The following is a 6,390-nucleotide window of genomic DNA, read 5'->3' on the forward strand; positions in this document are numbered from 1 at the left end:
ATGAAAATACTTCTTATTGTTTCGGCTTTTAACTCTCTTACACAAAGAGTTTTTTGTGAGCTTCAAGATATGAATCACACAGTGTCGGTGCAGTATGCCATAAGCAATGAGGCGATGATGCAGAGTGTTGATGAGTTTAAACCAGATATCGTATTTTGCCCGTACCTAAAAAAGTATCTCCCAAGTGAGATATTTCTAAAAACTCCCACTTTTATTCTCCATCCCGGCATAAGAGGAGACAGAGGACACAATGCGCTCGACCATGCCATAAGGGAAGATAAAAAAGAGTGGGGCGTTGTCATACTTAGAGCAAACGAAGAGTTTGACGGCGGAGATATATACGCCGAGGTCAGATTCGAGATGAGAGATGCTACAAAGGCTTCCATATATAGAAACGAAGTAGCTGATGCCGCTTCAAAAGCCTTAAAAGAGCTGCTTAAAAATTTGGATGACAAAGAGTTTAAACCCACTCCTCAACTCAAAATGCCGATGCATAATTACTTAACGCAAAAAGAGAGAGCTATTGATTGGCAAAAAGATACGACAAAAGAGATTATAAAAAAGATACATGTAAGCGATAGTTTTCCCGGTGTAAAAGATGAGTTTTTTGGGATAGAGTGTTATCTCTTTGGAGCGTGGAGAGAAGATAAACTCAAAGGCAATCCAAAAGAGATAATCGCAAAAAGAGACGGTGCTGTTTGTGTCGGAACCATTGATGGCGCTTTATGGATAAGCCACTTGCAAGAAGTCGGCAGGTTTAAACTTCCCTCAACTTATGTTTTAAAAGATAAAATCAAAGGCGTTAAAGAAGAGCGGCTTCCTCTTATTTTTGACATGAGTTATAAAACATTTTACGAAATCAGCTCCCATAAAGACGGCGATGTGGCGTATTTGTGTTTTAACTTTCACAACGGCGCTATGCATTCTGAACAGTGCATCAGGCTAAAGTATGCGTTTGAGCATTTAAAAGAGAGTGCAAAAGTCATTGTGCTTATCGGCGCGCAGGATTTTTTTAGCAACGGCATACATCTAAATATTCTTGAAGACTCTAAAAAACAGGGAGAGGATGGATGGAGCAACATAAATGCCATGAATGATGTTGTAAAATCAATACTTTTTGCAGATGATGTCATCACGGTTGCATCTCTGCATAAAAATGCAGGAGCAGGCGGAGTGTTTTTGGCTCTTGCTTGTGATTATGTTGTGACATGTAAAGATGTTGTTTTAAATCCGCACTATAAAACTTTGGGTCTTAGCGGAAGCGAGTATCACACATTTACACTGCCAAAAAGAGTAGGAGAAGAAAAAGCCGAAGAACTTTTAAATAAGTGTCTGCCAATCAGTGCAAACAATGCTTTTGGGATTGGCATGATTGATGAAGTTTTTGAAGCTGATGGTTATTTTGACTCTTTAAATGAATTTTCTCAAAAACTATGTGAAGATGAAGATGAATATAGCGATTTTTTATATGATAAAGAGGAGTTTTTATCCAAAAACCTTCATATAATTGAGCAAAAAAAAGAGGAAGAATTAAAAGTGATGCATTCTGAGTTTTGGGATAAAGATAGCTCTTTCCATAAACTAAGATATGAGTTTGTGTATAAAGTGTGTGCATTACAAACACCTCAAAGATTAAAAGGAAATTTAGATGCATGAATATAGTATAGTCCAGTCGCTTTTAGACTCATGTGAAGAGAATGCCGTAAAAAACAGTGCTACAAAAGTAACAAAAGTTGTTATAAAAATAGGCGTTATGAGTGGGGTTGAACCCGAACTCTTGAAAACTGCCTTTGATGTATTTAAAGAAAAAACTATCTGCGAGGATGCCGAGTTCATAATAAACATTCAAAATGTTGTTATAAGGTGCAATAAGTGCCTAAATGAAGAAGTTTTAGATAGTATAGAGTATTATTGTCCTAAATGCAAAAGTACAGATCTTAATATTCTTGACGGTGAAGATATGTATCTGATGCAGTTAGAACTTGAGTAGATAAGTAAAATAAAGCTAATTTTCTTTAATAATTAAACAAGACTTAAAGCTTCATTAGATACAATTCCAGACTTTTTGTAGAAATGATACTTTTGAATTTATGATATTTGATATATTCAAGAGAATTAATTATTAAAGATTTTAAGGAATTGTACATGTACGCAATTATCAAAAACGGTGGTAAGCAGTATAAAGTTCAAGAGGGCGATATTTTATTATTTGATAAAATGTCTCTTGAGCCTAAAGCTACTATCGAAATTAAAGAAGTTCTAGCAGTAAATGCAGGCGAACTTAAAATGGGAGCACCATTCGTAGAAGGTGCTGTTGTAACTGCTGAAGTTATTAATGAAGGTCGTGATAAAAAAGTTATAACTTTTAAAAAGCGTCGTCGTAAAGACTCTAAAGTAAAAAGAGGCTTTAGAAGAGATTATACGCGTGTTCGTATTACAAATATAGCAGCATAAGCTAAAAAAACTTAAGGAGATTTAAGATGGCACATAAGAAAGGTCAAGGTAGTACACAGAATAATCGTGACTCAGCTGGTAGAAGACTTGGTGTAAAGAAGTATGGAGGAGAGGCTGTAGTAGCAGGTAATATCATTATCCGTCAAAGAGGAACTAAAGTTCATCCTGGAAAAAATGTCGGTATGGGAAAAGACCATACGATTTTTGCTTTGGTTGATGGAGTTGTATCATTTCATAGAAAAGATAAAAAACGTCAACAAGTTTCAATTATCCCCGCTGCATAATTCTACAATATTTGAGCCTTGGCTCAAATATTTCTACTTCAAATTTAGACTTCTTGTCTAACAAAATTTTAAATATTTAACAGTTTACTTTTTATTATTAGTAGTAAATTCTTAAGTATTAACTGACCGCTAAAATGGACGAGTTCGTTTTAGTTTGTAACATCAGGTATTTAAACATCAAGGAAAATATATGTTTACTGATAGCGTAGAATTAACAGTCTCTTCTGGAAAAGGTGGGCAAGGATGTGTTGCATTTCGTCGTGAAAAATTTGTCGTAAACGGTGGACCAAACGGCGGAGACGGCGGTAAGGGCGGCGACATCTGGTTTAAATGTGATAACAACACTCACACGCTCTCTCACTTTCAAAAAAAGATGCATATAAAAGCAGATAACGGTGCTCCGGGTGAAGGTTCTAATATGACCGGAAAATCAGGCGTTAAAAAGACTATTATTGTGCCGCCGGGAACACAGATAATAGATTTAGAGAGTGGTGAAGTTCTTTTTGACATGTTAAAACATGGAGAAGAAGTAAAGTTTCTTGAAGGCGGAAAAGGCGGACTTGGAAATGTTCATTTTAAATCATCGACAAACCAAAGACCAACATATGCTCAGCCTGGTGAAAAAGGTGAGACGAGGCACATAAAACTAGATTTAAAACTTATTGCAGATGTTGGTTTAGTCGGTTTTCCTAATGTTGGAAAATCAACTCTTATTTCAACTGTCTCAAATGCTCGCCCAGAGATAGCAAACTATGAGTTCACAACACTTACGCCAAAACTAGGTCAAGTAAATATTGGTGATTTTGAATCATTTGTTATGGCGGATATTCCTGGAATCATCGGTGGAGCACACGAAGGTAAAGGTCTTGGAATTGAATTTTTAAGACACATAGAGAGAACCAAAATTCTTTTATATATGGTTGACTTGGCTTCATACAGAGATTTAAAAGAACAAATAGAAGTATTAAAAGATGAAATTTCTTCTTTTTCTGAAAAACTGGGCAATAGCAAGTATGCTATTGCATTAACGCGCGTTGATGTTGTTCCGCCAGACGAACTTCAAGATTTGGTTCTTGGCTTTTTTGAACTACTAGGCATAGAGCAAAGCAAAACAAATGAATTTAATTTTGATGAATCAATGCCATATTATGTTCAAAGTACTGCAGATGAGACGCTAGGATTTGATAGAAAATTGCCATATTTAGTTGCTCCAATATCATCTGCAACTAATAAAAATATAGAAGCACTTAAGTATGCTCTGTTTAATTTAGTGCAGTCTGATAGGGTTTAATAAAAACAATATTTATAGTTGGGATGATATAAGATGTATTATGTCAAAATACGCTAACAATCATCAAAAGACTGAGAAGAAAAATATGAAAAGAGTAGTTGTAAAAGTTGGAAGTGCTGTTTTAACTGACAATGATGAAATAGCATTAAACAGAATGATGGCTTTAGTTAATTTTTTAGCAGAGTTAAGAAAAACAAATGAAGTTATTTTAGTCTCATCAGGTGCGGTTGCAGCAGGATATACAGCTTTAGAACTTGATAGAAGTGTCATCCAAAATAAGCAGGCTTTGGCATCTATAGGTCAGCCAATACTTATGAATAAATATAGTAAAAAATTTGCAATTCACGGTATTATTACTGCACAAGTTTTAGTTACTTCTGCTAACTTTAACAAAGAAGATGACATAAAAAGAGTAAAAAATACAATCGATACTCTTCTTTGTAATGGCGTTATCCCGATTATAAATGAAAATGATGCAACATCAACACTAGAGCTTGTTGTCGGAGATAATGATCAACTTTCAGCTTATGTTACAAAACATACAGGTTCTGACATGTTGATTATACTTTCAGATATAGATGCTTATTATGATGATGATCCACGAAAAAATCCAGATGCTAAAGTTCTTAAAGTTGTAAACTCTATAAATCAAGAAGACCTTGAAAAAGAGGCAACACCCCATGGTGTTTTTGCTACAGGTGGAATCCTTACAAAATTAAAAGCAGCTGACTACCTCCTAAAACATAATCTTGATATGGTATTGTCAAGCGGATATGACTTGAGTGATATCAAAGATTTTATGTTACATGACAAACATACCGGTGGAACACTTTTTACAAAGGTAAATAGCTAATGCGTATTATCTTTATGGGTACACCTGATTATGCAGAGGCTATTTTAAAAAGAATTATAGCAACTCCTGATATGGAAGTTGTTGCAGTTTATACTCAGCCTGATAAGCCTGTTGGGCGAAAAAAAGTTTTAACTCCTCCGATTGTTAAAACACTTGCACTTGAAAATAATATTGATGTATATCAGCCAAATAGACTTCGTGATGAAGATACGGTACAAGAGCTTTTACAGATAGAATGTGACTTTATAGTTGTAGCAGCATATGGTCAAATATTGCCACTTGAAGTTTTGCAACATGCCCCATGCATAAATTTACATGCTTCTATTCTCCCTCAATATAGAGGTGCCAGCCCGATTCAGCAAACTCTTTTAAATGGAGACTCTAAAACCGGTGTTACTGCTATGCTTATGGATATTGGCCTTGATACTGGAGATATAATTAAAATTAAAGAGATTGATGTTCCACAAGATGAGATGGTTGAATCTCTGTTTGAGAGACTTACAGAAGTTGCGTCAGACTTAACTATTGAAGTGCTTGAGAATTTTTCTTCATACACTCCTGTCAAGCAAGATGATTCAAAAGCTACTCACTGTGCAAAGATAAGTAAAAAAGATGGCGAAGTAGAGTTTAAAGATGCAACAACTTTATATAATAAATATCGTGCCTTTACTCCTTGGCCGGCTGTATATCTAAACAGCGGTTTGAAGATAACACAGATGGAACTTGTAGATAAAAAGAGTAAAAACAAGATTGGCGAGATTCTACATGTAGATAAAAACAGTATAGTTGTTGGCTGCGAAGAGGGCAGTGTTAGAATCTTGAGAGTTCAACCTCAATCTAAAAAAGAGATGGATATAATCTCTTATATAAACGGTAAAAGATTAAATATTGCAGACACTCTATCTTGATACTCTAAGCTCAACACAAAAATACTTAAAAGAGTTAATAAAAGAAAAAAAAATATCACTGCCATATGCTGTTGTTGCAAACTCTCAAACAGATGGGATAGGCAGTAGAGAAAATTCTTGGAAGGGCCTGGACGGAAATCTGTTTTTATCCTTTGCAATTGCATTGGAAGATTTGCCAAAAGATTTGAAATTAGAGTCCGCATCTATATATTTTTCTTATATCTTAAAAGAGACGCTAGAAGAGTTAAATTCACAGGTTTGGATTAAATGGCCAAATGATTTTTACATAGATAATAAAAAAATCGGTGGAATGATTACAAATATAGTCGAAGATAAGCTTGTTTGCGGGGTTGGTTTAAATATAGCAAATGCACCTGAATATTTTGCCAAGTTAGACATAGAAGTAAGTAGAGATGAACTTGTTGAAATATATTTAAAAAGAATTGAAAAAAATGTTTCATGGAAGCAAGTTTTTAGTAAGTTTAAGTTAGAATTTTACAAGAATCAAAACTTTTTTACACATAACGAAAGTTTAAGAATTTCTTTAGAAGATGCTTGTCTAAAAGACGATGGATCTATAGTAATTAATGGCAAGAGGAT

At 34.7% G+C, this 6,390-nt stretch carries 8 protein-coding genes; all 8 read left to right on the top strand.

The genetic code is table 11. The annotated features are described in order from the left end of the window. Positions 1–1,656, top strand: coding sequence for a hydrogenase maturation protein (locus OQK60_RS10135; RefSeq protein ID WP_297686663.1), 1,656 nt, complete (start codon positions 1–3; stop codon positions 1,654–1,656). Then, complete coding sequence (gene hypA / locus OQK60_RS10140) at positions 1,649–1,990, top strand: hydrogenase maturation nickel metallochaperone HypA (protein ID WP_297686665.1); 342 nt, start codon at positions 1,649–1,651, stop codon at positions 1,988–1,990. The genes OQK60_RS10135 and hypA overlap by 8 nt, the downstream gene beginning before the upstream one ends. A 155-nt stretch (positions 1,991–2,145) precedes the next feature. After that, entirely contained in the window at positions 2,146–2,454 is a 309-nt protein-coding gene (rplU, locus tag OQK60_RS10145; protein ID WP_297686667.1) for a 50S ribosomal protein L21, read from the top strand. 26 nt (positions 2,455–2,480) lie between these two features. After that, positions 2,481–2,738: a 50S ribosomal protein L27 gene (gene rpmA / locus OQK60_RS10150; RefSeq protein ID WP_295060586.1), complete on the top strand. Its 258-nt coding sequence runs from the start codon at positions 2,481–2,483 to the stop codon at positions 2,736–2,738. A gap of 190 nt (positions 2,739–2,928) precedes the next feature. Beyond that, positions 2,929–4,029: a GTPase ObgE gene (gene obgE, locus OQK60_RS10155; RefSeq protein WP_297686669.1), complete on the top strand. Its 1,101-nt coding sequence runs from the start codon at positions 2,929–2,931 to the stop codon at positions 4,027–4,029. Positions 4,030–4,114: 85 nt separating this feature from the next. Beyond that, a complete protein-coding gene (proB, locus tag OQK60_RS10160) occupies positions 4,115–4,882 on the top strand; it encodes a glutamate 5-kinase (RefSeq protein ID WP_297686675.1) in 768 nt (255 codons plus the stop codon). After that, complete coding sequence (gene fmt / locus OQK60_RS10165; protein WP_297686671.1) at positions 4,882–5,790, top strand: methionyl-tRNA formyltransferase; 909 nt, start codon at positions 4,882–4,884, stop codon at positions 5,788–5,790. Before proB ends, fmt begins: the two co-directional genes overlap by 1 nt. After that, positions 5,771–6,390: biotin--[acetyl-CoA-carboxylase] ligase (locus OQK60_RS10170; protein ID WP_297686673.1), on the top strand; the 620-nt coding region annotated here is incomplete at its 3' end. The genes fmt and OQK60_RS10170, both read left to right, overlap by 20 nt.

Origin of the sequence: Sulfurimonas sp., from assembly GCF_026196735.1 — a bacterium.
GTDB lineage: Bacteria > Campylobacterota > Campylobacteria > Campylobacterales > Sulfurimonadaceae > Sulfurimonas.